The sequence below is a fragment of the Domibacillus sp. A3M-37 genome, from assembly GCF_024213455.1.
GTDB lineage: Bacteria > Bacillota > Bacilli > Bacillales > Domibacillaceae > Domibacillus > Domibacillus tundrae.
In genome coordinates this window covers 190,461-217,378 of the sequence record NZ_JANAVL010000001.1, presented here as the reverse complement: position 1 = coordinate 217,378, position 26,918 = coordinate 190,461, and the positions used below count along the sequence as shown (strand labels likewise).

The 26,918-nt window shown below is 46.1% G+C and carries 30 protein-coding genes and 1 pseudogene; 21 read left to right on the top strand and 10 right to left on the bottom strand.

The window, feature by feature from the left end; all coding sequences use genetic code 11:
* The first annotated feature begins 158 nt into the window (after positions 1-158).
* On the top strand, positions 159-686 hold the full coding sequence (locus tag NLX67_RS01215; protein WP_254310059.1) for a helix-turn-helix domain-containing protein: 528 nt from the start codon (positions 159-161) through the stop codon (positions 684-686).
* The gene (locus NLX67_RS01210; RefSeq protein ID WP_254310058.1) at positions 683-1,630 is read left to right on the top strand and encodes an alpha/beta hydrolase family protein; all 948 of its coding nucleotides are present in this window, start codon (positions 683-685) and stop codon (positions 1,628-1,630) included. The genes NLX67_RS01215 and NLX67_RS01210 overlap by 4 nt, the downstream gene beginning before the upstream one ends.
* A gap of 166 nt (positions 1,631-1,796) precedes the next feature.
* Here the strand turns inward: NLX67_RS01210 and NLX67_RS01205 are convergent, their stop codons facing one another.
* Together NLX67_RS01205 and NLX67_RS01200 are read right to left on the bottom strand one after the other, a co-directional pair.
* A complete protein-coding gene (locus NLX67_RS01205) occupies positions 1,797-2,522 on the bottom strand; it encodes a 3-ketoacyl-ACP reductase (protein ID WP_254310057.1) in 726 nt (241 codons plus the stop codon).
* Positions 2,523-2,600: 78 nt separating this feature from the next.
* Positions 2,601-3,902: an acetamidase/formamidase family protein gene (locus NLX67_RS01200; RefSeq protein ID WP_254310056.1), complete on the bottom strand. Its 1,302-nt coding sequence runs from the start codon at positions 3,900-3,902 to the stop codon at positions 2,601-2,603.
* Positions 3,903-4,258: 356 nt separating this feature from the next.
* Between NLX67_RS01200 and NLX67_RS01195 the strand changes: the two genes are divergently transcribed.
* From NLX67_RS01195 to NLX67_RS01175, 5 genes are all read left to right on the top strand, one after another.
* Positions 4,259-4,717: a small multi-drug export protein gene (locus NLX67_RS01195; RefSeq protein WP_254310055.1), complete on the top strand. Its 459-nt coding sequence runs from the start codon at positions 4,259-4,261 to the stop codon at positions 4,715-4,717.
* A gap of 6 nt (positions 4,718-4,723) precedes the next feature.
* The gene (nfsA, locus tag NLX67_RS01190; protein ID WP_254310054.1) at positions 4,724-5,452 is read left to right on the top strand and encodes an oxygen-insensitive NADPH nitroreductase; all 729 of its coding nucleotides are present in this window, start codon (positions 4,724-4,726) and stop codon (positions 5,450-5,452) included.
* A 15-nt stretch (positions 5,453-5,467) separates the two neighbouring features.
* Complete coding sequence (locus NLX67_RS01185; RefSeq protein WP_254310053.1) at positions 5,468-6,682, top strand: hypothetical protein; 1,215 nt, start codon at positions 5,468-5,470, stop codon at positions 6,680-6,682.
* A 166-nt stretch (positions 6,683-6,848) separates the two neighbouring features.
* Positions 6,849-7,502 carry an MtnX-like HAD-IB family phosphatase gene (locus tag NLX67_RS01180; RefSeq protein ID WP_254310052.1) on the top strand — a complete coding sequence of 218 codons (654 nt, stop codon included), beginning with the start codon at positions 6,849-6,851 and terminating at the stop codon, positions 7,500-7,502.
* A gap of 135 nt (positions 7,503-7,637) precedes the next feature.
* Positions 7,638-8,837, top strand: coding sequence for an MFS transporter (locus NLX67_RS01175; RefSeq protein WP_254310051.1), 1,200 nt, complete (start codon positions 7,638-7,640; stop codon positions 8,835-8,837).
* Between the two features lie 154 nt (positions 8,838-8,991).
* Here the strand turns inward: NLX67_RS01175 and NLX67_RS01170 are convergent, their stop codons facing one another.
* Together NLX67_RS01170 and NLX67_RS01165 are read right to left on the bottom strand one after the other, a co-directional pair.
* Positions 8,992-9,150: a hypothetical protein gene (locus tag NLX67_RS01170; protein ID WP_254310050.1), complete on the bottom strand. Its 159-nt coding sequence runs from the start codon at positions 9,148-9,150 to the stop codon at positions 8,992-8,994.
* Between the two features lie 741 nt (positions 9,151-9,891).
* A complete protein-coding gene (locus NLX67_RS01165) occupies positions 9,892-10,134 on the bottom strand; it encodes a hypothetical protein (RefSeq protein WP_254310049.1) in 243 nt (80 codons plus the stop codon).
* A gap of 143 nt (positions 10,135-10,277) precedes the next feature.
* Here NLX67_RS01165 and NLX67_RS01160 point away from each other — a divergent pair, with 143 nt between their 5' ends.
* From NLX67_RS01160 to sda, 11 genes are all read left to right on the top strand, one after another.
* Complete coding sequence (locus NLX67_RS01160; protein ID WP_254310048.1) at positions 10,278-11,936, top strand: ATP-binding protein; 1,659 nt, start codon at positions 10,278-10,280, stop codon at positions 11,934-11,936.
* Between the two features lie 349 nt (positions 11,937-12,285).
* Complete coding sequence (locus NLX67_RS01155) at positions 12,286-12,960, top strand: response regulator transcription factor (protein ID WP_046178323.1); 675 nt, start codon at positions 12,286-12,288, stop codon at positions 12,958-12,960.
* A complete protein-coding gene (locus NLX67_RS01150; protein ID WP_254310047.1) occupies positions 12,950-14,338 on the top strand; it encodes a sensor histidine kinase in 1,389 nt (462 codons plus the stop codon). The genes NLX67_RS01155 and NLX67_RS01150 overlap by 11 nt, the downstream gene beginning before the upstream one ends.
* A gap of 185 nt (positions 14,339-14,523) precedes the next feature.
* Positions 14,524-15,759: a S1C family serine protease gene (locus NLX67_RS01145; protein ID WP_254310046.1), complete on the top strand. Its 1,236-nt coding sequence runs from the start codon at positions 14,524-14,526 to the stop codon at positions 15,757-15,759.
* Between the two features lie 193 nt (positions 15,760-15,952).
* Entirely contained in the window at positions 15,953-16,129 is a 177-nt protein-coding gene (locus NLX67_RS01140) for a hypothetical protein (RefSeq protein WP_254310045.1), read from the top strand.
* A complete protein-coding gene (locus tag NLX67_RS01135) occupies positions 16,126-16,455 on the top strand; it encodes a hypothetical protein (RefSeq protein WP_254310044.1) in 330 nt (109 codons plus the stop codon). The genes NLX67_RS01140 and NLX67_RS01135 overlap by 4 nt, the downstream gene beginning before the upstream one ends.
* A gap of 95 nt (positions 16,456-16,550) precedes the next feature.
* Positions 16,551-16,706, top strand: a complete 156-nt coding sequence (locus NLX67_RS01130; RefSeq protein ID WP_254310043.1) for a hypothetical protein — start codon at positions 16,551-16,553, stop codon at positions 16,704-16,706.
* A gap of 178 nt (positions 16,707-16,884) precedes the next feature.
* Positions 16,885-18,030, top strand: coding sequence for a DUF3238 domain-containing protein (locus tag NLX67_RS01125; RefSeq protein ID WP_254310042.1), 1,146 nt, complete (start codon positions 16,885-16,887; stop codon positions 18,028-18,030).
* Positions 18,031-18,173: 143 nt separating this feature from the next.
* On the top strand, positions 18,174-18,323 hold the full coding sequence (locus tag NLX67_RS01120; RefSeq protein ID WP_254310041.1) for a hypothetical protein: 150 nt from the start codon (positions 18,174-18,176) through the stop codon (positions 18,321-18,323).
* 34 nt (positions 18,324-18,357) lie between these two features.
* Positions 18,358-19,488: a CapA family protein gene (locus tag NLX67_RS01115; RefSeq protein WP_254310040.1), complete on the top strand. Its 1,131-nt coding sequence runs from the start codon at positions 18,358-18,360 to the stop codon at positions 19,486-19,488.
* A gap of 83 nt (positions 19,489-19,571) precedes the next feature.
* On the top strand, positions 19,572-19,712 hold the full coding sequence (sda, locus tag NLX67_RS01110) for a sporulation histidine kinase inhibitor Sda (RefSeq protein WP_082091421.1): 141 nt from the start codon (positions 19,572-19,574) through the stop codon (positions 19,710-19,712).
* A gap of 76 nt (positions 19,713-19,788) precedes the next feature.
* On the opposite strand, the gene NLX67_RS01105 is transcribed toward sda, so the two are convergent.
* Complete coding sequence (locus NLX67_RS01105) at positions 19,789-20,397, bottom strand: GNAT family N-acetyltransferase (RefSeq protein WP_254310039.1); 609 nt, start codon at positions 20,395-20,397, stop codon at positions 19,789-19,791.
* Complete coding sequence (locus tag NLX67_RS01100) at positions 20,394-21,185, bottom strand: nucleotidyltransferase domain-containing protein (RefSeq protein WP_254310038.1); 792 nt, start codon at positions 21,183-21,185, stop codon at positions 20,394-20,396. The genes NLX67_RS01105 and NLX67_RS01100 overlap by 4 nt, the downstream gene beginning before the upstream one ends.
* A 95-nt stretch (positions 21,186-21,280) precedes the next feature.
* Here NLX67_RS01100 and NLX67_RS01095 point away from each other — a divergent pair.
* Positions 21,281-21,361, top strand: a pseudogene (locus tag NLX67_RS01095) (hypothetical protein); the annotation flags it as partial.
* Positions 21,362-21,634: 273 nt separating this feature from the next.
* Here NLX67_RS01095 and NLX67_RS01090 read toward each other — a convergent pair.
* A complete protein-coding gene (locus NLX67_RS01090; protein WP_254310037.1) occupies positions 21,635-22,501 on the bottom strand; it encodes an SDR family oxidoreductase in 867 nt (288 codons plus the stop codon).
* A gap of 197 nt (positions 22,502-22,698) precedes the next feature.
* On the opposite strand from NLX67_RS01090, the gene lepB reads away from it, so the two are divergent.
* Entirely contained in the window at positions 22,699-23,235 is a 537-nt protein-coding gene (lepB, locus tag NLX67_RS01085) for a signal peptidase I (protein ID WP_254310036.1), read from the top strand.
* Positions 23,236-23,271: 36 nt separating this feature from the next.
* On the opposite strand, the gene NLX67_RS01080 is transcribed toward lepB, so the two are convergent.
* Together NLX67_RS01080 and NLX67_RS01075 are read right to left on the bottom strand one after the other, a co-directional pair.
* A complete protein-coding gene (locus NLX67_RS01080) occupies positions 23,272-24,978 on the bottom strand; it encodes a methyl-accepting chemotaxis protein (protein WP_254310035.1) in 1,707 nt (568 codons plus the stop codon).
* 130 nt (positions 24,979-25,108) lie between these two features.
* Positions 25,109-25,306 carry a hypothetical protein gene (locus NLX67_RS01075; protein ID WP_254310034.1) on the bottom strand — a complete coding sequence of 66 codons (198 nt, stop codon included), beginning with the start codon at positions 25,304-25,306 and terminating at the stop codon, positions 25,109-25,111.
* 136 nt (positions 25,307-25,442) lie between these two features.
* Here NLX67_RS01075 and NLX67_RS01070 point away from each other — a divergent pair, with 136 nt between their 5' ends.
* The gene (locus NLX67_RS01070; RefSeq protein ID WP_254310033.1) at positions 25,443-25,919 is read left to right on the top strand and encodes a hypothetical protein; all 477 of its coding nucleotides are present in this window, start codon (positions 25,443-25,445) and stop codon (positions 25,917-25,919) included.
* A 107-nt stretch (positions 25,920-26,026) separates the two neighbouring features.
* Here the strand turns inward: NLX67_RS01070 and NLX67_RS01065 are convergent, their stop codons facing one another.
* Positions 26,027-26,869 carry a TetR/AcrR family transcriptional regulator gene (locus NLX67_RS01065; protein WP_254310032.1) on the bottom strand — a complete coding sequence of 281 codons (843 nt, stop codon included), beginning with the start codon at positions 26,867-26,869 and terminating at the stop codon, positions 26,027-26,029.
* Positions 26,870-26,918: the final 49 nt, after the last annotated feature.

Genomic DNA, 26,918 nt, shown 5'->3' with positions numbered 1-26,918 from the left:
AAAGGTTTATATACAGGCACCGAGCTTTCAATGGGCGTTTTCTTTCTATCTTAACGAATGCCTATCATTTCGACTATCTTTTTAAAAAGATAGTTCAAGCTTGATTTTTATCAATAATTATATTATTATCAAAATTAATAATAAAGAGGTGAGAGCAGATGAGGGAATCGAAACTGAAGGTAATATTGCATCCAGTGAGAATGAAAATTATTCAATCGTTTGTGAATAAAAAAGAGCTGACGGTTCAACAACTGGCAGAGCGGATGACCGATGTACCGGCGCCTTCACTATACCGCCATATGAATACACTTCTTGACGCTGGATTTATCGAAGTCGTACAGGAAAATCCCATTCGTGGGACAGTCGAAAAAGTGTATGCATTAAAAAAACAGTCACCTGACGATATTTTGAATTTATCCAAAGAAGAACACCTTGAATTATTTACCGCTTTTTCGGTGCAGTTGATTGGCATGTTTGACCAGTATTTAAGTGGAAATCATGTCGATTTACAAAAAGGCGGTGTGAGCTATCGGATGGCTGAATTGCATGTCTCCGATGAAGAATTCAAGGAGCTGGCCTTGAAAATGAGTGCGCTTATTATGGAAGCAGCCCGCAATGAGCCGTCGCCGGAGCGGAAAATAAAGCATTTAGCAACAATCATTATTCCTGAGGGGGCGAAGTCATGATTGAAAAAGAAGTCGTATTGGAGAAAGAGTTGTACGGAACGCTAGCAGCACCGGATCAGGAAGGAACGCATCCCGCCATTTTGCTGATAGCGGGATCGGGTCCGCTTGACCGTAACGGCAACGGGCCAAAAGGAAAGTACCAAACCAATTTGTACAAGGACCTGGCTCACTTTTTCACAAGTCTTGGTTTTATGACGCTTCGTTATGACAAGCGCGGCACGGGGAAGCGGGGAGGAAGCTGGATGGACGCGGGCTTGTCAGATTTATTGGATGATGCAAAAAGGGCGGTTGCGTTTTTGCAGGCGCAGCCGAATGTGGATCGTGTCATCGTCTGCGGCCATAGTGAAGGGACGATTATTGCGACAGAACTTGCCGCAACGATGGACGTAGATGGGTGTATGCTTCTGTCCGGCGGCGTTGATAACTTAATGGATGCGCTCCACCATCAGCGCCAGCAGGCATATCGTGAGCTGTTCGCGATGCCTGGCTGGAAAGGCTGGGTAAACCGGAAGCTGAAAATTGATGTGAAAAATGAAAAGAAGACTGAAAAAATGATGGGGAAAATGAAAGCATCTGACCGGGATACCATTCGTATTCAAGGGATGAAGCAGCCGGCGAAATGGTTTCGCGAGCACGATGCCTATAATACGAGAGCCGCTTTAGGCGAGGTAACGTGCCCGGTATTTGCGCTGCACGGCAATAAAGACCCGCTTGTCGAAAGTTCGGTTTTGGAAGAATTAGCTGGGCTTGTACAGGGAGAGAGTGAATATCATATTGTCGCGGATATGGAGCATGGACTGCGCGTGCAAACGGAACCGAAAAGTATTTTAAAACAGAAGAAATTAATGAATGTCGTGCTGAAGCGGCCGCTTCATGAAGAAGGACTCGAGAGGATGGAAGCCTGGCTGCAGCAATTCGCTGCAAGTGGACATAAATCCGCTTGAATGGACCCAAATTCGGATGAGTGGTCATAAATACCCCCAACTGGACACAAATTTTCAGGAATGGACATCATTCAATAAAAGTGGGCATAAACACGGGTTTGTGGACACAAGTCGTCAATAAGCGGACATAAAAAATTCGCCAGACCAAGAAGTCCGGCGCTCATTTTTATGGATTTGTTGACCAAAGACCCGCTGATTTAATGAAAGTACGGCTGTTTAATTTCAGCTGCGCGACAATAAATTCTGCAAGATCTTCCGGCTGCATCACTTTGTCTGGATTGCCATCTGTTAAATTGTTTTCTACTGCAAGATCAGTTGCGACAGTACTTGGCGTCAATGCAGTAACACGGATGTTGTGCTTCCGTACTTCAAGCGCCAGTGACTCTGTTAAGCCAAGCACACCGAATTTTGAGGCGCTGTATGCGCTTGTCACCGGTGCGCCTCTTTGTCCGGCTGAAGAGGAAATGTTAATAATATCGCCTGATTTTTGCTCGATCAAGTCCGGCAAAACGGCGCGTGTGACGTTATACACACCCATCAGGTTTACATCGATGATTTTTTTCCATTCTTCTGGATCGAGGTCCAGAAAGCTGCCAAACTTCGCAATTCCGGCGTTGTTAATTAAAATGTCTACACCGCCGAGCTCGTTTTTCACTTTTTCAACAGCCGCTGCCACTTCGTCCAAATTGGACACGTCCGCTGCAGCGTATGCTGTTTTAATGTCAGCTGGATTTGGAGACAAATCTTCCGCTACCGACCGTACGTTCTCTTCTGTCCGTCCGATTAAGCCAATATGAACGCCTTCCGCGGCGAGTGCTTCTGCAACCGCGCGACCAATGCCGCGGCCGCCGCCGGTGATAATGGCTTTTTTGCCTTGCAATGATTGTGCCAAAATAAAGTCCCCCTTTTTTGAACTAACTACGCTTTATCATATCAGCATGAAAGGCGGCTCACAATTTATTTGCTCTATTCAAAAGTTGGGGTACTGTTTAGACACTTGTTCGTATAAATTAGTTTTTTTCAAATATGTTTCCGGAGCTAGAAATGTGACAGTAACAACACCAGGATGGCGGCCGATTTCAATCGAGCCGGTAATCGTGGCGCGATTCATGATTTCCGGTACAGTGACGGAAAAGAAACGGGCAGCCCTTTCCATTCCATTCATTGTTGCTTCGTTTAATGTGGGGCCTGTACCAACAAAGGAAACAGGCAGTGAAACTTCCGGTTCTGTAACGTGCCACTTTTCGGCTAAACGCTTAGCAGCGGCTTTTTCTTTATCCGACAGCGGACGGGCTGTGTAAGGGAGGTCTTCTTCATTTGGCAAAAGAATGGGTCCTTCTATTTTGATTCCTTTTAACAAGTGAACTTGAAGATGAACGATACCGGATACGTCTGTCGTATGACCAGCAATTTCTCCGTCTCCCTGCATCGCGTGCATGTCGCCAAGATAGATGCCGCCGCCTGGCACTTTAACCGGGCAAATAAGCGTTGCGCCTGCACGGACCCGGCTGATGTCCATATGACCGTCTGTCCGGTGCTCATCGAGTTCATCTTGCGTCACCACGTAGTCATGCGGCGCACTGACCAGAAAAGAACCAAAGTCACCAGCATTATGTGAATCCGGGAGTGCTTTGGAAGGAGTGGTGCCGAGTTGTCCTAAAAATGGCCGCATTCGTGCAACGACACCAGTCAAATCGTGCGGCATAAACGTTACAATTGGATTTTGTACAGAGTTTTCAGGTGTATTCATGTAAAATTTTCCGTTTTCCGCAACTTGTTCGGCTTGTTCTTTCGGAAGCGTAATGCCTAACTGATCTTGTGCGCTGAATGCCATTGTGTAGCCATTTGTAAAAATAAATGGCGTTACATCTTCGCCACATTCCGCACAGCGGATTGCTTCAGGACCGGTTCCTTTAATAACGGTATCCGGATACATCGTGCCGCAGCCAGGACATTTAACCGCGACGAACGGATCGCCTAAAAAGCGTCCATCTACTGCTTGATCGTTCCCTGAAGAAGTGGCGAGTGACGTCACTTGTATAGAATGAATCGTCACCGCAATTGCATCTCCAGGCTCCGCGCCTTCTACATAAACAGGCTTCGTCACCTCGTGTCCGCCGCGCAGACAAGGCGTAATCATTGGGCCCCAGCAGCCGGGTGCTGTATTCGCTAAAATATGGCCGCCGTCTTGTATAGGACCCAGCATATCCTCTGATGGATCCAAAATCCCGTTTGTAAACGTATTGACCATGATCGTTTGCTTTGCATCCATTTTCCACACTCTCCTTTTCTGAATATTCAATTCTATTATACTGCATTCGGTGTAAAGTTCGAAATCAAAGTGTTTTCTGCTGGAATTTGATACAATAAAAAAATTCATGTTAAAAGAGGGGATGCAGATGAGCGGTAAACGAGTGCTTCAGCTAAGGAAGTGACAGGCTCATCGGCTGGATGTTACCCCATAGTCAAAAGTTGTCTCACCGCCAGAATTAGCAGAGGCAGTGCGGAACGAGGCGTGGAAACTGGCCGGTGTGTATCAGCAGAAGCCGTTCAACAAAAAGTCTCAAGGTTGCGTGAATGTCCGTCCTTCGTTAAAGTAAAAGCAATGAGACTAATGGAGGAAACTGAATGCAATTTGTGGAGTATTCGCTTGTTTTTATTGCGGCCGCCATCCCGTGGATGGAAATTGCCCTCGTTATTCCGATCGGGATTGTACGTGGGCTGTCGCCTTTTTGGGTCATGGTGCTTGCCTTTACAGGTAATATGCTGACGGTGCTTATGCTGATCGCGGGTTTTACAAAAGTGGAAGAATGGATGAAAAAAAAGTTCGAGCATAAAGGCATCAAGCAGACGAAACAAATGGAGCGGGCCAGGCGGATTATGAGTAAATACGGGCTGCCGGGACTCGCGATGCTGGGTCCTTTATTTATCGGGACCCATATTGCCGCGTTTATCGGGCTGTCGTTTGGGGCGAGTAAAAAGTGGACAACTCTTTGGCTGACGATCAGTATTGGCCTGTGGACACTTATTATCGGTATTGCAACGATGCTTGGCTTTGACTTTTTTCTACAACAAACGAAAGGATGATCTTACATGCTTGAATTATTGAAATCACATGCGTCCGTCAGAAAATATACAGATGAACCGGTCACAGACGAGCAGCTTCATGAATTAATCGAAGCGGCTCAAAGTGCAGCTTCGTCTCACTTCGTCCAGGCGTATTCCATTATCGATGTAACGGATGCAGACAAGCGCGAGCAGCTTGCCGAGCTGTCGAAAAATCCGGTGCAGATCAAAGGAGCGGCGCGTGCACTTGTTTTTTGCGCGGATTTAAAACGGCTTGATTATGCGGCGAAAAAACACGGAAAAACGATTGAAGCCGGGACAACAGAAAACTTTATGGTGACCGTTATTGATACAGCGCTTCTCGCGCAAAATTTTGTCGTGGCAGCAGAATCAAAAGGTTACGGCATTTGCTATATTGGCGGTGTCCGCAACAATCCAGAACCAATCAGCAAGCTCTTACACTTGCCGGAACATGTGATCCCGATGTTCGGTTTGACATTTGGCGTGCCGGCGCAGACGAATGAAGTAAAGCCGCGTCTGCCGGTTGGAGCCATTTTGCACACGAATGAATACAATGAAACAAAGTATGAAACGCTGCTTGACGAATACGACGATGTAATCCGGGACTATTACGCGAGCCGTTCAACGAACAATAAATCGGCCGGCTGGACAGAAGGCATGGCGGATTATTTGTCAGAGCCGCGCCGCGCGTATATGCTCGATTTCATCAAATCAAAAGGTTTTTTGCAAAAGTGACCGGAGGAACAGACGATGAATGAACAATTACAGCAATGGGCAGACATGATTCAAGAGAAGTTTGGCCTTGAAGATTATACGTGCTTTGATATCGTAACGGCGTATGAAAAAAATGACTGGAACGAAACGGATTACCGTTTTACGACAGAATGGCTTCCGCCGGGCCATACGAGCCGGACAGAAAATGAATCCAACCCAAAAGGCACGGCGGTTATCGAGGTTGATGTGAAAACCGGCCGGCTGAAAAGCGCGATTTTTGTTGGCGGCACGGCACCGATACGGGGTCTTTCATTTTTAACCGGCGATCGGGATGAAGTGATCCGCTGGGTGGAGCAGGAAACAGGCTGGACGTACGGCGATCAGTTTATTGACGCTGAATCTGACTATACGTTTTCCTTTCGGACAGCGTATAAAGGCGTCCCCGTTATGCCAGATGGATATATTAACGTATCATTAGATGAACAAAAAAGGCTGACCTTTTTCTCTGTACAGGGTCTTGTGCCGGACAAAGCAAAAGAGTCTGCCTTTCAGTTAACGGTTGAATCTGTCAAAAATTTGGCTAACGAACGGCTCGAGTTTGTGGAATATCCATCCAAAGAAGAAGAGAAATGGCTGTCCCTTTTTATGATCGATGAGGTACTTGTGGATAATGAAACAGGGAAAGGCGTCGAAGAAAACCAGGAAATTCTGACATGGAAAACGGCTAAAAATAAAAAAGTAAGGCGGAAGCTTGTGCAAATGGCGCCTGCGGAATTAGATGAAAGCCGGCTGTTTGATTTCCCGCCTCATCCGGATACGCTGCCAATTACGAAAAAAGGCTATGCGAAAATTCGTGAAGCGAGTACGGAATTTTTACAGACGTACGTGCCGAAAGAAAGCGGCGAGTGGTCGCTCTCAAGCGTACGCAGAACAAATGGTATGATTGCAGCGAGACTCATGAATGTGAATGATGTCTCGGTTATCCCACGGATGTGGAAACTCTTCTTTGATAAAGATTCCTATACCGTGGTCAGTTATGTGGATGACAGCAGCTGGATGAATGAAACATATGAAGATTATGAAAAAGCGGCCAAACCGTTGCTTTCAAAAAGTGAAGCATTTGAAAAAATAAAGCCGTATTTAGAAGTAACGCCTGTTTACGTATATGATGGAAACACGTATCGCTTAAACGGAAAACTCGATTCTAATGTGGCAGTCCATGCTGTAACCGGCGAAATAGTACGTTTTTAATAGAAAAGCAAAGCCCGATTCGACAGGGCTTTGCTTTTTCTTATTTCATTCAGATCACATTTATTAAAATATGCTTATGAAATGTTTATAAAAAATGAATATGTTCGTTTTTGCTGGATTCCTGATATATAATGACGATATTAATAGATGATCAGGGGGAAAAGACATGACGAGGTGGGCATTTGTTTCTGATTTTGACGGCACGATTTCCAAAAGGGATTTTTACTGGCTCATCATTGATACATATTTTCCAGAAGGGCGCGATCTGTATCCGAAATGGAAAAGCGGCGAATGGAAAGACATTGATTTTTTGGCAAAAGTGTTTGCGTCCATTCACCAAAGCGAAGAGCAGATCGCGGAAGACATTTTATCGATTCCGATTGATGAGGATGTGCCGCATTTTGTCCGTGCCGTGCAGGAAGCAGGCGGCGACTTCTACATTTTAAGTGCCGGAACGGATTATTACATTAAGCCGATCGTGGCAAACCGCGGCTTGGAGAATGTCACGATTTTATCCAACAAAGGCGTATACCGTGATCAAAACATTCACCTCGACATTGACCCGGCACATTGGAGCTACTCTGAACGGTATGGCATTGACAAAGCAACTGTGATCAAGCGGCTGAAAGAAGAGTATGACGTTGTTTATTTTGCGGGGGACAGCGAGCCGGATTCGCATCCGGCGGCGTTTGCGGATCGGACGTATGCAAAAGAAGCACTCCCGGAGATTTTAGATGAAAAAGGCGTTCCATATATCAAATTTGACCGCTTCAATGAGATTAAAGAGGATTTGATGAAAGAAGGAAGACTTGCGCAATGAACAGCGCTGTGACGAACATTCGGATCCGATCTTAAAAACGATCCTGCATTCATAGGACAAAAACGGTTGTTTTTTCGACAAAGATTATCTATAGTGATGGAGTAATAACATCTGTAAAGACAGGAGATTAAATCAATGTCAGAAAAAACACTTTCGCAGAAAAAGCTGCTCGGTGTCGCGGGCCTCGGCTGGATGTTTGACGCGATGGACGTCGGGATGCTGTCGTTTATTATCGCGGCGCTGAAAGCGGAATGGGAGTTAACACCGGAGCAGATGGGCTGGATTGGCAGTGTCAATTCAATCGGCATGGCGGTCGGAGCGCTTGTTTTTGGCATTTACGCGGACCGGATCGGCCGAAAAAATATTTTCATTATCACGCTGCTTCTTTTTTCACTGGCCAGCGGCTTGTCCGCCTTTACGACGACACTTACTGCTTTTTTAATTTTACGTTTTTTCGTTGGAATGGGACTGGGCGGCGAATTGCCGGTTGCCTCAACACTTGTGTCGGAAAGTGTGCCGGCAAAGGACCGTGGCCGGGTTGTTGTACTGCTTGAAAGCTTTTGGGCGTTCGGCTGGCTGCTCGCCGCTGTTATCTCGTATTTTGTCATTCCATCGTACGGCTGGCAAATGGCGGTCATTATCGGCGCATTGCCGGCATTTTATGCGCTGTATTTGCGGCTGAAGCTGCCGGATTCGCCGGCGTTTTCACCGAAAAAAGCGTCCAAGCGCACGATTGGACAAAACATTCGTGACGTTTGGTCAAAAAAATACGCGCGTTCGACCCTTGTGCTTTGGACGGTCTGGTTCACGGTCGTGTTTTCGTATTACGGCATGTTTCTTTGGCTTCCGAGTGTGATGGTAATGAAAGGGTTCAACCTCATTCAAAGCTTTGAATACGTGCTCATTATGACACTTGCCCAGCTGCCAGGGTATTTTACGGCGGCGTGGCTTATTGAACGAGCCGGACGGAAATTTGTGCTCGTGACGTATTTACTTGGAACCGCGGCATCCGCCCTTGTTTTCGGAAATGCGGAATCAACGGCAATGTTGATCGGGTCGGGTATGTTTCTATCATTCTTCAATCTTGGGGCGTGGGGCGCGCTATACGCCTACACACCTGAGCAATATCCGGCGGTCATTCGCGGAACGGGGGCTGGTATGGCGGCATCCGTCGGGCGGATTGGCGGGGTTTTAGGACCGCTGCTCGTCGGCTCGCTTATTGCGTCCGGCCAGTCGATCGGCTTTATTTTCAGCCTATTCTGTGTAAGCATTGTGATCGGTGTTGTTGTTCTGGCATTGCTTGGCCGTGAAACGAAGCAAATAGAACTTGAGTAGAAGAGAAGTTGCTGCCTTTACAAAAGAAAGGCAGCTCAGGCTGTCGACAAAGTCGTCAGTCTTTTTTTGAAAGGGCCGATAGGTGAAGCAAAAAGGACTTCGCTTTCCGCGGGCAGTGCGTGAGCCTCCTCGTCGCTCCAGCTCCTGCGGGGTCTCACGTTCCCTGCTGTTCCCGCAGGAGTCTGCGTCCTTTTTGCTTCACCCCGTTTTTTGGCTGGTGTTTATTCGTGAAAAATGATTGGGCATCGTAACGGTCCCGCTTCGGCACTGCCGCCAGCGGAGCATGTTCGCATGAACCGGCTCTTTCATGCACTGCTCTTATAGAAACAGCGGCGGCGGGCTTGCGGCGAAGACTCCTGCGGGATTAGCAGGCCAGGTGAGATCGGTGGAGGCGCGCAGCGACGGAAACGAGCTCAGCGCCTGCCCGCGGAACGCGAAGCCGCGAGCCTGCCGCATTTCGGCTCCAATCAGAAAGCCATAAACCACCCTAACCAAAGAACAATGGTACATAAGAAAAAACAGATGTGCTGACAAAAGGTTTTATTTGTCTACAATCTGTGCTGCCTTTATAAAAGAAAGGCAGCTTTTTTCTTGTAGAAAAAATGGCGCAAACCGCGTAAAATGGAGAAAAAAATGAAAGAAGGCTTTTTCATGTTTTCATATATTGGACTTGCGGCGCTTTTGATTGTCGCGGCTGTATTTATCACCAGCCGGCCAAAGCGGCCATGAACAAATTTATTATCATGGGTATTGTCGTCCTGGCTATCTTTTTTTCAGTAATTGGCACAGCGCTATATTTCACCCTTTAATCAAATCGTAATGTAACTTAATCCCATTGTCATATGAGTGTAACCGCCCGGCGCTATACTAGTCTCATAAGATTACGTGAGAGGGGCATATGCGAAAAATGGACTTTTTTCTTTTCATGTTCGTAACATTTGTTGTTGCCATTGCGATCGCCAGCGGCGGGCTTCATTTGCTGTTTAAGCAGCTGAACCACTATTTAAACGAGAACGAAAGATAAAACAAAAACCGCCTTCACCAGGCGGTTTTTTTATGCTAAAAAAACAAAATAAAATGTCATAAAAAACGTAAGCGCGAATAAAATGACAAAGATGATACGCTGTGTCTTGCCCGCTTTTTTCATTAACACATCTTCAATAGTCATAAAGATTGCAATGACCGCAATAAGCAGCGCAAACCGGCTCCACCCATCCGGATAAGCTGCGACGCCGTAGACGAGTGCAAACATAATAAGAATAATCCGGTACATCATCCGGAACTTGGAAGCTTTCAATCGATCACATCCTTTTCTGTCATTATTTTAATTGAAAAGCTTGAGTGTGTATAGGTTTTAGGCATAAAGGCTTATATATACGGAAGAAAATGTACATGATACAATAAAATTAAAAAATGAATATTCAAAATGAGGGATCCCTTGTGGAATTAACCAATGACATTATGCATCCAAAAGTTGCACTAACGAAAAATACGGAATTAATAAGTGGAACACACATTTTATATTTGTATTCAAATTGGGACAAGTACTGGGATAATATTCTTTCTTTTGTCACGGCAGGTTTGAAGCTTCAGCATCAGGTCATTTTATTGGAATCGTCAGATATGCTTGCTGAAATGAGAAAACGCCTTTTTATAAGAGGATTTGGTCAGGAACAGATAGAATCAATTGTGTTTGTGGATCACCGTTTATTTTATGGAGCTCATCAATCCTTCGATATGGAAACTGTTTTAAAAACGCTGAAGAACTCAATTCAACATTATGTGGAAAAAGGTCTTCCCACTCGGGTATGGAGCCATGTGTTTTGGCATAAGGATGCCTGCTGCGAGAAAGAACTGAAACTCTACGAACAAAAAGCCGATGCGATCTTGAAGCCGCTTAATGCGTTCACTGTTTGTTCGTATAATGCCGATGAAATTTCGGCAAGTTTATCAATGGGGTTAATGAAAGGCCATTCGCATGTTATGACTGATGACGAGTTAGCTGCTTCGATGTATTATAAAAGCGAATTGAAAACACCCTCATTGTTCATAGAAGACCGTCTGCAAGAAAAAGTGCGTCACTATAAACATTTAATCAATGAAATGCCTGATGCTGTTTTTTTTGTGTCCGATTATCAAATCGTTTATGGAAATCACGCAGCTGCGAAAATGCTGAAATGCGAAACAGGTGACCTATCCAATGTATCAGCCTGGACAATTTTTTGCGAAGAATACCATGACGTCATACGACAGCGTGTTAAAAAGCTTCAACTAAAAGAAAAACTTTCACTGGTGGAAATGAAAATGAAGACGTATGAAGGAGATATTTTGGATGTTGAGATAGGCGTTTTTCCTTTTTCGCTCGATATAGAAAAAGACTCTACGGCGATTTTAATTATTCGGAGTATTCAAGAGCGAAAAGCGCATCAGCAGCTGACCATTAAGACTGAAAAACTGAGTTTAGCCGGGCAGCTTGCCGCTTCTATTGCTCATGAAGTACGCAATCCGCTTACGTCGATCAAGGGCTTCATCAAGCTCGCACGAGAAGACGTTATGCAAGACGCGTATTATACGATTATCGAAGAAGAAATTGACCGGATTGAAACCATTGCGAGTGAATTGCTCGTTCTCGGCAAGCCGATGTCAGTTGAAGTTGATGTATGTGACGTGGGAAAAATGCTGCGTGATGTCTGTATATTGCTGCAGTCGCAGGCGGTTATGCGAAAAATTGATATTCAGTTTCATAGTGCAGAGCCCGGCTGCTTTATCCGATGCAATGCCGGTCAGGTTAAGCAGGTGTTTATTAATATCATTAAAAATGCAACGGAAGCGATGGAAGATGGCGGGATCATCCGCGCGTCTGTCCGACCTGACGGTGAAACGGTTCAGGTGATAATAGAGGATGAAGGAAAAGGGATGCCGGAACATATCCTGCAGAAGCTTGGCGAACCCTTTTATTCAACAAAAGAAGATGGAACCGGTCTCGGCTTGATGGTTTGTTTTAATATTGTCGAGCAATACGGGGGAACGATTCGTATTGAGTCAATAGTGGATGAAGGCACGGTATTTACAATTCAGCTGCCGGCCGAGTCTAGTTAAAGGCGTCTTTTACAGGCGTCTTTTTTTTCGGTAGGAAAGTATAGACTTTGGACATTTCCAGCTCCAGGCGCCATCGGCTCGAAGGCTCACAGGATGTGAGTCACGAAGGCGTGGCAGCAGGATGCTGCGCTCTTGGGCCTACATGATGTAGGTCACAAAAGCGTTGCGGCACGATGCCGTGTTCTTAGCTTTTGTTCCATTTATCCAGCCAAGCCCTTCTGGAGGCAAAAAGCGCCTCGGCCAGTGCTCGTCTTATGCTTGTCGCCGAAAGACGGGCGCCTTGCGCTTTCTTTCACTCTTTTTTCATTAAAACATGATATAACAGAAGAAGTGAAAGGGTGGGGACCGGATGAATATACTGCTTGCGGAAGACGATTTGCAGCTGGGGGAATTGGTCAGCTTTATGCTGAAGAAAAAAGGCGGCTATCAGGTAGAATGGGTGAAAACGGGAGAAGATGCATACGATTATTCATCTTCTGCTCATTACGACGTGCTGATCTTAGATTGGATGATGCCGAACGGGAACGGTGTTGATGTGTGCCGCGATCTTCGGAAAGAAGGCTACGGCGGGGCGATTTTAATGCTGACAGCAAAAGACGCGGTAGAAGACCGGGTTGTCGGACTTGATGCCGGCGCGGATGACTATTTAGTCAAACCGTTTGAAATTGATGAGCTCCTTGCGCGGCTGCGGGCGCTTACCCGCCGCAATTACGCGCCGATTGTCGAAGAAACGATCGCGATTCAAGGCGTTGAATTAAACCGGAACGGCCAGACGATTCAAAAGGACGGCAAATCGATTCAATTAAGCCCGCGTGAGTTTCAACTGCTTGACTTGCTTGTCCAAAATAAAGGACAGGTGCTGACGCGGGATGTAATGCTGGACCGGATTTGGGGGTATGACGCCGACGTGACCGCGAAAACAATTGATGCGACAGTGAAGCTGCTGCGCAAAAAGCTCGATGTGTTCGGCCGCCAGGATATCGTGCAAAGCGTGCGGGGAGTCGGGTATAAAGTTGAAGACTAAATGGTTTAAAAAAGGCGGCAGTGACCTGTTTCAAAAAACGCAGCGGCGGTTGACGATGCAGTACAGCAGCCTGCTTATGCTGTTTCTCGTCTTGTTTATTGTGGTCGTGTATACGTTGTTATATGTAGTGATTTTGCGCGATCAGCATAGGGAGCTTGAACATTTAACCCGGCAGGAAACGCGGATTATCAGTGATTATTTAGCGGAAAGCGCCCGGAACGAATTGCAGGGGCTCGACAGCCAGGAGCTTGTACTGGCGGGGGTGGATCAGTTTTTTTATTACGTGACGGATGCGAACGGGAACTTTGTGATGGGCAGCGAAACGATGCCGCACATGCGTGAGGAACTGTTTGATCTTGTGTCAGGCTGGATGCCGGAACGAAACCAGATTCGCGAAGAAACATTTAAAGTGACGTTTGACGAGCGGCGGATTGGCGGGCGGGAAATTGACGAGGCGCCAAAATCAGATACCGTCCGGCTCATGATTGACGGCAACCCGGTTTTCTACAACAATCAATTTGTCGGCATGATTTACATTGGCAAAGATATATCATTTGCTTATCAGTTATTCCAGTGGCTGCTCATCGTTCTTGTCAGCTTGACGGTTTTGTTTGCGGGTGTAGCGATTTTCATGAGTTATATGATGTCGAAAAAAGCGATGGGGCCGATTTCAACCGCGTTTCACCGGCAAAAAGAATTTGTCGGCGACGCGTCGCATGAACTGCGGACACCGCTCAGTGTGATGCTGTCATCGATCGATGCGATGGAAATGACAGATGGCGTCGAGGAAGACCCATTTGCGCAAAAATTGCTGCGAAACATGAAGTCAGAAGTTAAAAGAATGACCGGACTTGTCAGTGACCTACTGGTGCTGGCCCGTGCGGATTCCGGCAGTGTGGAGCGGACGCTTGAGAACATAGATGTCCGGGCTGAAGCTGCGAATGTAATCGAATCGCTGACGCCGCATGCGGAATCAAATGGCGTTTCACTTTATTTGGACGCCACAGAGGACCTGCTTGTGACCGGAGATCGAGCGCGCTTAAAGCAGCTCATGTATATTTTATTGGACAATGCAGTGAAATATTCACCAGACGGCGGGCGTGTAGAGATGCGGCTGTCCAAAAGTGATCGTCACTGGACGGTGAGCGTGTCGGATGAAGGCATTGGCATTGATCCTGCTGATCAGTCCCGTATTTTTGACCGGTTTTTCCGATCCGACAAATCCCGCACCCGCACCGTTGGCGGGCATGGTCTCGGGCTGTCGATCGCCAAATGGATCGCCGGCATTCATGGCGGCACCATTACGGTCGAAAGCGAGCTCGGTAAAGGCAGTACATTCATTGTGCAGATTCCAAATGAACAGGTCGTTTCCACCTAACGTGGAGGCGGCTTTTTTTATGTAGATAAACACGGTAAATCTTCATTTTGCGTGACCAATTAATATCAAAATATCCGTCGTTTAGCAAAAAAACATGCTTTCCACTTCTTTTCACCGTCTTTTCACTTTTCTTTTTTACAATAAGGTTAATCAAGTAAACCATTACTCAAAAGGAGCGATTATATATGGAAACAGAAGAACGGTACACACCATCACCACAGCCTGAGAAAAAAGGAAAAGGCGGTCTCATGAAAGTAGCAGCCGCGTCATTCACAGGTGTGCTTGCCGGCGGGACGATGATGTTTTACATGGCGCCGTCATTGCTTGAAACGAATGCGACGACAGTGGAGACAACAGCATCGGATTCATCAAGTGAAATAACCGTGCAGCCAACGTCGACAACAGCATCGTCCCAAACAGATCTTGTATCCGCGATTGATTCGATTGACGAAGCGGTCGTCGGTGTTGTGAACTTGCAGGCGCAGGAACAATTCAATCCTTTTGGCGGGCAGCCAATGGAAACAGCCGATGAAGCGGGGGAAGAAACGGAAGCCGGAACAGGATCGGGTGTTATTTTCAAAAAAGGCGAGGATGTCAGCTACATTGTTACAAACAACCACGTTGTAGAAGGAGCGGATACAGTCGAAGTAGCGCTTGCAAGTGGCGAACGTGTTGATGCGGATGTCGTCGGGACCGATGCACTGACGGATTTAGCCGTGCTGAAAATTTCCAGTGATCATGTAACAGAAGTGGCCGATTTTGGCGATTCAAGCGCGTTAAAACTCGGCGAACAAGTGGCGGCGATCGGCAATCCGCTCGGGCTTGATTTATCAAGCTCAGTCACAGAAGGCATTGTCAGCGGGATTGACCGGAGTGTGCCGGTGACAACATCCGCCGGTGAATGGGAACTAAACGTCATACAAACAGATGCTGCAATCAACCCGGGTAACAGCGGCGGCGCGCTTATGAATAGCGCCGGGCAGGTCATTGGCATAAACAGCTTGAAAATTGCCGAAGACGGAGTAGAAGGACTCGGGTTTGCCATTCCGGCAGAAGATGCAATTCCGGTTATTGAGGAATTGATGGCAAGCGGAGAAGTGAAGCGTCCGTATCTCGGTATCGGGCTTGAAGATATCAGCGCATTATCGAGCCAAGTCGTACAGAATCAGTTAAACTTGCCGGAGGATGTGACAGAAGGAACCGTTATTTCGCAAGTAGAAACGGGCTCTGCTGCAGCCAAAGCTGGTTTTGAAACAGGGGATGTCATTGTGAAAGTCGATGATACTGAAGTCACAAGCACAGCGGATTTCCGCAAATATTTGTACAATGAAGCGGAAATTGGCGATAAGGTAACGACGACTATTTACCGTGATGGCCAGCAGCAAAACGTTTCGATGACATTATCTACGCAAAGTGAATAACTGTAACCGGTTTTTCACCAAAGCCGGTTACAGTACAAACAGGGCAGGAAAATGCCCACAACTATTGAGAAGGAAAATAAATGAAAAAAACAGTATTTAATTTTGTGATGACTGGAGCTCTTCACTAGGCGTACTTGGTGCAGCCAGCCTGCCGGCGCTTGACAGCGAGACAAAAGCAAAAGTGGGAACAATTATGGATAACTTACGGACAAAGCTTGAAGGCATTGGCGTCGATCTCCAGGAGCGTGGCGATATGTTTGCGAATTTAGATGACGAAACAAAAGCAAAAGCGGAAGCGATTATGAAACAAAAAGAAGCCGTGAAATTACCGAAGAAGAAGCGAAGACGCAGCTTGAAGCGCTTGGTGTGACGATGCCGGAACGCGGTGCAGGCAAAGGCGGCGATCATTTGGCGCAGGATGTAGAAAATGCGGACTTGGATGAAGCCACACAGGCAAAAGCGGATGCCATTCTCGCAAAAGTGGAAGCTGGCACGGTTACACATGATGAAGCGGAAGAGCAGTTAACAGCGCTCGGCATTGAGATCAATGAACGCGGCGGCAAAGGCGGACCGGGCCGTGGCGGCGATATACTGCAAGGATTGGATGACGAAACAAAAACAGAAGCGGAAAGCCTCATTGAAGATGCGGAAACACTGCTTGAAGACCTTGGCGTTGACAAAATGCTGTTTCATTAATAAATTGAATGATAAACAAAAAAGTCCTGGATACACCGGGGCTTTTTAATTATGGAAAAAACTTGTACAATAAAGAAAAAAGTGGAGGTTTTCTTATGAGTGACATCAATGCCGGTGACATTTTCTTTCAACTGGTGATGCTGCTTTTTTTAATTGTTCCGGCTGTATTAATTTTCTATGGCGTCCGATCGTGGCGGAAGCGGACGAAGCAGTTAGAGCGAATTGAACGGAAATTGGATGAACGGCGATGATTGTTGAAGGGTTTTACACAATGGGACTTGGTCTGTTGCTGGGGGTCCCACTCATTATTCTTATCGCAGCGCTTGTGAAAGTTGGACGAAAAAGAAGCTGATGATATCGGCTTCTTTTTTATCTTGTTTTTGAACGTGTGCAATTCGGGTAGATAAGTGGAAGAAAGGTGGCGGAATCATGAATGTGACATCAGTCAGCCAGACGCCGGACCGAATTTCGTTCAGCTGGGCGGGCGCGGGACCGGTACGTATTTTAAAAGATGGCCAAGAAGTATACAGTGGCAGTGATGATTCGTTTACGGATACAGGTCTTGAGCCTGGCACGATGTATTCTTATGTCGTCAAGGGCGATCAAACGCTAAAAATACAAACCCCAACAGCGGTGGAGCGCGAAGAAAAAAATGAAGATATCCCGCTTCAAGAGCTGATCATCACGACAGTCATTGCATCAGGAAAAGTCGCGATGGCCTGGGAGCCGATCCGTGGGGTGAAAGAGTATGAAATTTATCGAAACGGTGATTATGCTGGCACGGTAACAGAACCGGGTTTTCAAGACAAAAGTGTGGACACAAACGAGTCATACATGTATCAAATAAAAGGCATCCGTCCACTGGAGCTGGGAAGTGAAGAGGGAACGGAAAAATCGTCTCCGCTGGCCAAAGTAATTGATTTTCTTAAGGTCAAAAAAGATGAAGATGACATGCTGGTTGAAACATTTCTGATTGATAAAGACATCGGCCGGCCGGCCGATCATCTGAATGATGGTGTATCGTCACGCCCGTTGGAATACGTTCTGCGCTACACAACGTTTTTGGAAGATGAATGGGCGGAGAACCCGAATGTATTATCGAAAATGCGCTATTTTACTGGCGATGGACGTTCATTTGATGCGGAAGCGGACCGGTACCGGACACGTGCGGAAATAAAAGTGAACAGCCGTGAAGTCGTATTGACCCGTGATGTTGGTGCGTCAGAAGGTTACACGCGCGATAAAGAACTTGTTAAGCGGGAAGCAGCATCTGATGAAGGTATTGTCGTAAAAAGTGTTCAGACAGATGAAGAAAAAGTATCGTTTTTGCTCTATCATTCTGTCGGAAATCCACTTATGCCGTCACCGGATATTGTATACGAAGTGTACGCAGCCTTTTATCCGAACGGATTCATTGATATTAGCGGTGAGCATGATGAAGCGCCGCATCATGAAATTTATTTAAAGCACGGGAACGGAGAATGGAAGCCGCTGCATCGTTCCAAAACTCGGGGCTTGGAGCGTCTTGCACCCCAAACAGCCAACCGGTTTTGGCGATATTCGAATGTGAACTAAAGGAATGGACATAACGAATGGCGAGTAGACACATTTAATCTGGCAGCTTTCTTTAGAAGAAGGCTGCTTTTTGCCTTGAATTTGAAACAAGCTTGCTGAAATGGCGATGGAAGAAAAAATCAAGTTATCATAGGCGATGCAATATGAAAGCGAATATCAAAACCGACACACAGCATATTATGCCAATGAAAAAAGTAGTGCTAGGCAAACAAGTTAACGCTTCACCGGAAGAGCCGGCAGCAGGCGTAAACCCCCACCATTCATGCCCTATTTGTGCCGGGAATGTAGTATAATGGCATAAATAGGGCAGGGGGAGCAGTTTATATTATGACAGAACAAAAAAGGACGGGAAGAAGAAAGCAGCGCCACCTGAAGCGCTGGGTACGGCTGACGCTTTTCGGCTTGTTTTTAGCAGCTGCTGCAGCATTTGCGGCGAATTTAGTTGTGACAGAAGAGGCGCCGGAAGACGTAATGAAACAAATAATAGAGCCTGAAAAAGAGCCAGTTCGTACATCCATTACGATAAGTGCTGCGGGTGACTTTACACTCGGAACCGATGAGACATTTACATACGCAGGATCGTTCCCGGATGAAGGGGAGCGAAGCGGCTTGGCGCATTTTACGAAAGGGCTGGATGGCATTTTTGAAAACGATGATGTGTCGACCGTGAACCTGGAGACAACGCTGACCGAAGCCACGGAAAAAGCCGTGAAAAAGTTCCGCTTTAAAGGCGATCCCGCGTACACACAAATTTTGAATGATGCCGGCATTGAATCCGTGAATTTAGCGAATAATCATATTTTTGATTATTTGGAGCAAGGGTATGAGGATACAAAAGCAAATTTGAAATCGGCAAACATCGGGTATTTCGGCTATGATGATCAATATGTAACCGAGGTGAAAGGTGTTAAAGTCGGGGCGCTCGGCTACGAAGGCTGGGAAGACACAGCGGAAATCCGTGCTCAGGTAGAAACAGATATTGATAGACTGCGTGAAGAGGGTATGTCGATCATTGTTGTTCATTTCCACTGGGGAGTTGAACGCAGCTATGTGCCCGAAGAATCACAGCGCACCCTCGCCCAGTTTACGGTCGATGCGGGCGCGGACCTTGTTGTCGGACATCATCCGCATGTCGTGCAGGGCATTGAAGAATACAACGGCAAGTTTATCGTCTACAGTCTCGGAAACTTTATGTTTGGCGGCAACAGGAATCCGGCAGATAAAGACACATACGTATTCCAGCAGACGTTTCATTTAGAGGAAGGAAAATTGACGGATAAAAAAGACCTTAACGTCGTGCCGTTTTCCATCTCGTCGCGGACGGACCGGAACGATTATCAGCCGACACGGCTTACTGGATCAGAAAAAGAGCGTGTGATGGATAAAATTATCGATGTATCCGACCAAATTGAAGAATCGGATTGGGTGCAGTATATGAACAGCGAGCCGTCCAGCTAATGGGCGGTTTTTTTATGACAGGAAGTTTGAAAAAACGCATAAAAAGGTATACTTCCTTTTAGAACAGGAGGAAGACACCAACGATGAGAGAACAAACCGATCAATTCATTTTAGAGGCGTACAAAAAAGCAATTGAACTCAACCTGGAATCTGATTTTCTTCTCTTGCTTAAAGAAGAGCTGGAGCGGAGGAATTTGACCATAGAGGAAAAAAAAGTAAGCTAAAAAAAGGGTATCTCAAAACGGGACAACCCTTTTCTGCTTTTTTGAAGCGAATCGGCTGAATAGACGTATGAGACTGCTAAGATTCATTACGTTTTATTGAGGCGTCCCGTACAACAGTCTGACTGTCAGAAATGTCATCTGTGTGCGCCGAACGGTTCAGTGGAAAGTCAGCCCGATGCACAACATTAAGCAGACACGCTTGTTTTTCTTTTTCTTCAAGCGCTGCATGAACATCCGGATAGTCCGCTTCGACATGCCACGTTACGAAGGGCAGCTTTTTTTGTGCGTGCTGCGACCGTTTGTTGACGAGGCGCGCTCCGATGAAAACCCGCTCGAGATGCAGTTCTTCAAAAGCAATCTGTAAAATCGCGTATTTTGAGGCGATATTGTAGCCCTGTCCCCAATAGCTGTGCCCGATCCATGTTCCGAGGCTGCATGACTTTTTCTCCTTATCAATAAACATGAGCGTGGTAATGCCAATCAAGTCATCGAATTCATTGAAAATCGCCCGTGACACCGTTTTGCCTTCCATTTCTTCCTGCATCACTGCCTGCAAAAAATCAATCGTGTTGTCCACCGTATCTACATACAGGCCGAGCGCATTCTTTACTTCAGGGGCAGAGGTTAAGGCGAAAATACGGTCAGCGTAGGTGAGGCTATGTGGTTTTAATTGAATTTTTTTCAATAGCTCCATACCTCCTGTAATGTGCGGCGGAATAATTGGTTTAGCTGCTCAGTCGGATCGTCTATATGATGATAGTGAAGCTTATCGGCGTACAGGCGAAGCTGCTTTAGTTCTGTTTCGAGAAAGTGATCAATGACCGGGATGTTGAGGCCTTTGTTTCCTTCATCTCCCGCTATTTTTTGTTCCAAAAGCCGTTGAATGGCATCAAATAAGTCGTGGTCCTGCACCACTTGGGTCAGCAGCGCATGAAAAGAAAGCGGCGGAATTTCCTGCCGCTGTGCAATCCATTTCGCGGCCAGTACCGGACGCAGGGCGTTAAAATACGTTTTAAGTTTGACCTCGTTTTTGCCGTCAATGGCACGATAATTGTTCGCGGCCATATTAGTGTAATGATGAATGCATGAAGATGGAGAAAAGATATTTCGGCTCAGCTCTCTCATTTGTTCGGCCGCCCCATACGTTTCCTCATAGATAATATCCGAATAAAGCCATTCTAAAAGAGGCGGATTCGATTTGCGAAACAGCTTCAGCGCTTTCGTCAAATCCCAGCCGCTCACATCAAGCAGGTCGTGAATCGGCCGCTCAATCACATCGCGTTTTTTGCCTACGCCAACAGGGTCAATGCTTAAATAAACATCCGGCCGGTGCACGTAGAAAAAGCGGACGTCGTAATCACTGTCTTTGGACGAAAATCCCCATGCGCGGCTGCCTGATTCACAGGCATAAAGCACCTTCACGTCATTTTCTTGTTCCATGTCTCTTAATGACCGCAAAATCTCTTTATCCATTGGAAAAAACCTCCGTTTACGGTAGTTTACTCAGTTTTCTGATTATTGTAAATCGTGAATGAGGGGAAAGTGACGTTTTATTGGAATTGCACGTTATTTCAAATTTAGCCTCTATCCATTACATTCGTCAAAAAGAACCGCTTGGCCTCGGACACGCGGTTCTCTTGCGAAAGCATTGAATTAGCGCTTGCCCAGCCGGAAATGCGTGGGGAAGTACTGAGTTGATTGGAAGGTCTTCGGGGAAAAACCGCTGTCCAATCACTTGTTGAAATATAGCATGCAATGCTCCCGCTCAAAATATAATTCTTAAAGACTGGGCTTCATCGGGCAAGTCTTTTTGTCGGTAAATAAAGAATATCAATGTTTTTACATTATAATAAACAAGAGACATTTTCCTTTTTTTAAAAATTAAAATGGCAGAAAAGCGAAAGCTTTTCTGCCGGATGCGATTAAGAGGACATCGCCATGCCGCCGTTAATGTGGATACATTGCCCGGTAATGTAGGCTCCTTCATCTGAAGCAAGCAGCACGTACGCGCCTGCATGATCTGCCGGCTGTCCGGGACGGCCGAGTGGTGTGTTTGTGCCAAATTTTGCTACTTTTTCGCCTTCAAATGTAGCTGGAATCAGCGGCGTCCAAATAGGTCCCGGGGCTACCATATTGACGCGGATTCCTTTTTTTGCTAGATTTTGGGCCAGGCTGCGCGTGAAGCCGACGATGGCGCCTTTTGTCGCCGTGTAATCCATCAGCGTTGGGTTGCCGATGTATGGGTTAATGGATGTTGTACTAATAATCGCGCTGCCCTGTTTTAAGTGAGGGACCGCATGCTTGCTCATATAAAAAACAGAGTACATGTTGGTGCGGAATGTTTTGTCCCACTGTTCCGCAGTAATGTCTTCAATATTTTCGGTCGGGAATTGAATCGCCGCGTTGTTGACGAGAATATCCAGTTTGCCGAATTCACCCACGGTTTTTTCAACAAGCTCTTTGCATGTGGCTTCCTCTGAAACATCTCCCGGGAGCAGGAGGCAGCGGACACCTTCCGCTTCGATCAGCTGTTTCGTTTCTTCGGCATCGCTGTGCTCTTCCAAGTAATTGACAGCAACATTTGCGCCTTCTTTCGCATACGCGATGGCCACCGCGCGCCCGATACCAGAATCGCCGCCTGTAATAAGAGCGGCCCGGTTTTTTAGCTTTCCGCTTCCAATATAATCAGTCGGCTGAACCGGACGGGGATCCATTTTTGATTCAATTCCGGGCTGTGTGGGCTGTGATTGGGCAGGCTGTCCATCTTTTTGGCGGTCATAAATATTCAATTCTGTTTCCTCCTCCTATTATTTTCATATTAATAACTTAACCTGTGTGCAGGAGAACTAAACGTTTTATTTTGATTCTCTCTTTCTTAAGTAAGTTAGGGAGGAAATGGTACGATTCTAGCGTTCCATTACATAATTTGGTACAATAAGCCCAGAATTTTAACGAATGCCTGCAGGGCAGGGAAGGATGAAGAAAAGTGGATCGAAGTGAAATAATATCATGGATTAAATCGATTGCCTTGGCTATTATCATCTCGGCAGGGGCCCGGTACTTTTTCTTTACGGGTGTGGTCGTACACGGGGAATCGATGGCACCGACGTTTGCAGATGCAGATAAGGTCATTATGACCAAAACAACAGAGATTGAGCGGTTTGACCAAATTGTGTTTGATGCGCCGGATACCGATGAGAAGTATATTAAACGGGTGATCGGGGTGCCGGGTGATTCGATTGAAGTAAAAAACGACGTCCTGTACGTGAATGGAGAAAAGTCAGAGGAGCCTTATTTGAATGGAAATCGGGCATCGTTATTGCCGGGTGAAAAGCTGATGGGCGATTTTACGCTCGCAGAAAATACAGGCTATGATGCAGTGCCGGACGGTTATTTATTTGTGTTGGGAGACAACCGGCTCGTGAGTAAAGACAGCCGCTCGTTTGGGCTGATTCATGAAGACAGCGTTATCGGTGAAGTACAGCTGCGGTTTTATCCGTTCTTTTCAATTGAAACATATTAAAAAATCGTCGCCAGCAGTGACACTGGCGATGGTTTTTTATGCTTTAAACTGCTGTGTCAGCCGCTGAAGCTCGGTCGCCATTTGGGACAAGGATTCAGCGGATGAAGAAATTTCCTCCATCGATGCCATTTGTTCTTCGGAAGCGGCGGACACGTTTTGGGTGCCGGCTGCAGCGGTTTCTGAGATGTCGTTGATGACGGACATGTTTTGCACAATTTGGTTGGTACCGTTGGCCATTTTCTGGACAGCAGCGGACACTTCTTGAATTTGGGTGGTCACGTCGTTGATCGACTGATTGATTTGGGCGAATGTGCCGCCCGCTGCATTCACGACGTCAATTCCTTGTGATACTTCTGTTGTGGCCGTTTCCATCGACTGAACCACGCTGTTTGTTTCGGTTTGAATCGCTGCGATTAAATCACCAATTTGATTCGCAGAACGAGCGGATTCTTCAGCGAGCTTGCGGACTTCGTCAGCAACGACCGCGAAACCACGTCCGTGTTCACCGGCACGAGCCGCTTCAATGGCTGCATTGAGTGCAAGTAAATTTGTCTGTGCGGCAATCGATGTGATCGAGTCAATGATTTGGCCGATCTCATCGCTTCGATAGCCGAGCCCTTGAATGACAGTAGACAATCCACTGACGGTTTTGTTAATAGACTGCATTTGTGAAACCGCTTCATGGATGGATTTGTTTCCGACAGTGGCTTTTTCGCTGGCATCCGCTGCGGTTTCGGCTACTTGCTGGGCGCTCTGCGCAATTTGCTGCACGCCACTGGACAGCTCATAGACCGTCTCTGATGTGCGGGACACCTGCTGTAGCTGCTGGTCCGACCCGGTTGCCATTCCTTCCATTGTACTGGCGATCAATTCCGTTGCTTTGCTCGTTTCTTCCGCGTTTGCATTTAATTCTTCTGAGGAAGCTGCGACTTGTTCAGCAGTTTCGCTTACTTGCCGGATAACGGTGCGAAGGCCGTCTGTCATTTTGTTGAAAGAAGTGGTCAGCTGGCCAAGTTCGTCACGTGATTTGTAACGGCCCGATACAGTTAAATCGCCTTTTTCCGCTTGCGACATAAGTGACTGCATTTCTTTAAGCGGTTTTGTAATCATACGTGTCAGAAGTACGCTTAAAAAAATGAAAATTAAAATGGATACAACGGCTAAAATAGTCGACAGCCTGCTTGCCTGGACTGCTTGTTTTTCGCTTGCATTACGCAGTTCCTGTGCCGTCGTATTATTGAATTCCGTAAGTGCTGATGCTTTTTCAGTCATTGCCTGACGTGCTTTCTTTACATCATTTATATAAAACTCGTATGTTTCTTGATCACGTGCGGTTTCGGAAAGGCTTTGTGCTGTGAAAACGTTTGTCAAATAATCTTTATATAAGGCCATCAATTCGTTTAACATTTTTTTCTCTTCCGGATTGTCGGCAAGCTCTGTATATTTTTTGAGCAGTGTGGTGCTTTCCTCAGCCGTATCTAGCAATGAATCTTCCAGTTCCGCTTTCAGTTCCTCTTCTTCAGCAAAAACCATTTCCAGCAAATACGAATCAATCGCGCGGTTATTCGTCCGGATCTGGCCTAAGTATTGAATTGGCTGCAATTTTGTATCATACAATTCAGTTGAGTTGTCTGATAAATCCTTCATGTTTACGTACGTATTGACGCCCATTAATGAAAGAAAAAGGATAGAAGAAAGAATAAGGACGAGCATTTTTTTACGAATAGACAAATGACGCAGCATACAATGTAACCCCTTTCAATATTTGACATTCCTATTATTTCATAAGTCATGGGAAAATAATAGTGGAAAATCGTTTGCATTGAAAATTTTCTTGTTAAATAAAAAAACGTGATCAAAAAGGATCATGTGTTTAAACGAATGATGCTTTAAATTGATGGGTCATCTCTTGAAGCTGTGTCGCCATACCAGATGAGGAACGGGCAAATGCAGCCATCTCTCCCATCGCTTCCATTTGTTCTTCGGATGCGGCTGCTGTACTTTCGGTGTTAGGCGCAGCGTTTTCAGAAAGCGAGTTGACTTGGTCCATGCTGGCAGCAGCTTGTTCCATCTTTATAGCGATTCCGATATCTTTTTGTTTATTATGAAATATTGGTTAGTTTAAAATTATTAATTTTTTGTTTAATTTTAAAAGTAGGGAGCCAAATGATATACTACGGTCATGAAAAAAAGAAAAGAGGCGTAACATGCTTACATTTGAAGAAAAAAAAGCGATTATTGATACATTCCCGCAGCTAACTGCGAAAGAGGTATCAATGAAGCGCGTGAACTATCATTTTGAGGAAAGCTTATATGAAAAAACGGTTGTCGTGTACCACTTGCATCCGAATGGAAATGGATTCGTGTTCGTTGGGGATTTGCCGGGCTACACGGTGGATTCAAAAGGACTTGTGAACATCCGGGATTTTTCGGAAACGGACTTGCGTGCTGTGATCGCTGATTCGATTCGGTTTTTATCGGATAAGCCTGAAGATGAAGTGATTGAGCAGGAAGAGCTTGTGAAGGAAACCGAGTGGCGCAACCGTGAAGGGCAGACGCTTGTGCTCGCGAATGAAGACGAGCTTTGGAACGTGTACATCGGTATGAATTTGGAAGAAAGCTTTGAGTCGTTTAAAGAAGCGGAACGTTATTTAACAGAAGAAGGATTCCGCCCGCAGTCGTAATAAGGAAGAGCCGCTCTCATCACGCAGAGCGGCTTTTTTATTGATTGGTGGCTGGATTCGCTACGAAATGTAAACGTTGTTCATGGAAATGGCAACGAAGCGATGGATCAACTGAGCTTGTAATAGTCTTTTAAAACGTGCATAAACTCATGAAGTCCGGGTTCTTCGGCAAGATTGCGGAGCATACCGCGCAGGACAGCGGCACGCGGTGTACCGCTGGTGATTTCCTGCTCAATGACGTCGAGCGACACGTGAACATCCTCTGTCCAGCTGCCTGCTTTCAAATCGGTCAGCCATAAAGTGATCATGTCTTCGTTTAGTTTTTCTTTAAACAGTCCGTTCATGGCGACAGGATCGATGATCGGCTGTTTGGCGCGTCTCTGGAATCCGGCCTCCATGTCATCGGCGCAGTCGAGCATAAATTCGGCAAACTGGCGGTAGTCGATTTCTACTTTATCCATCATGGACATGTGCAAAAACGAGTGTTCAATGCCTTGGAGCGAAATTGCCATATCCCAAAAGTACGGCTTGATCCGCTCGCCGTAAATGGCGAACAAGCGGTTATGGTAAAACCGATGCGTTTCCGTACGCATTTTGAAAATAAATGCTTCAATTTCATCATTAAATGGGATAGCATTTTCACGCGCCTGCATAATGAGAAACTCTTTATGCTTATGAATCTCGCGTACTTGGCATTCGATTTGTTTGACGAACTTTTCGCGTGGCGGAAGCGATTCTATCTCGATCGTATTTAATTTTTCAAAAAGCAGGTCAAAGTAATAATGCAAAATAGCTAGCAGCAGCGCTTCTTTTGATTTGAAATGTAAATAAAAAGCGCCTTTCGAGATGCCGCATGCCGTAGCGATTTCTTGTATGGATGTAGCAGTGAAGCCTTTTTGGGCAAACAATTTCATGGATGTTTTAATAATCATTTTTGCTTTTTCGTTCATAGTCTGTCACCTCTTCTTTCTATTATGACCCACTGGTCACGATTTTGAA